General features: G+C 46.6%; 2 protein-coding genes. Both read left to right on the top strand.

Annotation, left to right across the window (positions count from 1 at the left end; all coding sequences use genetic code 11):
• A partial coding sequence (locus BG32_RS05005; RefSeq protein ID WP_147434834.1) for a M23 family metallopeptidase occupies window positions 1-660 on the top strand: 660 nt, incomplete at its 5' end.
• Window positions 657-1109, top strand: coding sequence for a DUF523 domain-containing protein (locus BG32_RS05000; RefSeq protein ID WP_006492541.1), 453 nt, complete (start codon window positions 657-659; stop codon window positions 1107-1109). The genes BG32_RS05005 and BG32_RS05000, both read left to right, overlap by 4 nt.
• Window positions 1110-1173: the final 64 nt, after the last annotated feature.

Raw genomic sequence — 1173 nt, 5'->3', positions numbered from 1 at the left:
GCCGGGGATACGCTTCGAATACCCCAGCCGGATGGTTTGATCTATGAAGTTCAGTCGGGCGACACCTTTGACTATATCGCGAAACTTTTCTTTTCTCCCGTTGATGAACTAATTGCAGCCAACAATCTTAAGCCTGATTCCGTTATCAATCCGGGACAAAGAATCTTCATTCCTATGTCGTTGGTCAATCTATACCAATATATTCCCCAAAGCTCGCCTTTCAGGTGGCCAATATACGGAGTCATTTCATCAGACTACGGCTGGAGAACCCACCCTGTTACCGGGCAACCCTCTTTCCATTCAGGACTTGATATCGCTGCACCGGAAGGGACGCCGATATTTGCGGGTTCTGGGGGTACGGTTGTTTTTGCTGGTGTAAATGGCGGCTACGGAAACATGGTTGAGATTCAACACGATAACGGTTACTTGACACGTTACGGTCATATGAGCAAAATCAGCGTTTATGTTGGTCAGAGGGTTGATGCGGGATCACTGATCGGTCGGGTAGGGAGCACTGGGGTCTCTACGGGGCCTCACGTTCACTTCGAAGTAAGAGATCCAAGAGCCAACACAATGAATCCATTATCAATGCTTCCCACACGTGATCTGATGTACGTAATTAGAAGAGAGGACGATGGAACTGCCGCCGGTGGTAAATGACAAAGATACTTGTTAGTGCTTGTCTGATTGGTGTGAACTGCACTTACCGTGGAGATAATAACCTGTCCTTAAAGCTTTTAGAGCTTGTTGACAGGTTTGTTTTTTTACCGGTATGCCCGGAACAGCTTGGAGGACTTCCGACACCTCGTCCAAGAGCGGAAGTCACAACCTCCAGTGATTGGAGGGCAGCGAAGTTGGTGCTAGATCAGTTTGGAAATGATGTCACTCAAAACTATTTACGGGGTGCGGAAGAGGTGCTTAAAATCGCCAAACTATCTGGAGTTAGTATAGCTATACTGAAATCAAGAAGCCCCTCTTGTGGATGCAGGGGCATTTATGACGGAACCTTTAGTGGAGTAATGGTTGACGGTATGGGAATCACTGCGGAACTTCTTCTAAAGAACGGTATCGAAGTCTACTCTGAAGATGAGACTAACTTCTTATACTAGAATCGAAAAGCTCCGTTAGAATTAGCCGCTCTTCATCTTCTTCAAGCGTAAATCCTGGACTCTT

Source organism: Mesotoga sp. HF07.pep.5.2.highcov (assembly GCF_003666285.1).
In the GTDB taxonomy this organism is placed as follows: Bacteria; Thermotogota; Thermotogae; order Petrotogales; family Kosmotogaceae; genus Mesotoga; species Mesotoga prima.
This window is presented reverse-complemented; position numbering and strand designations above follow the sequence as displayed.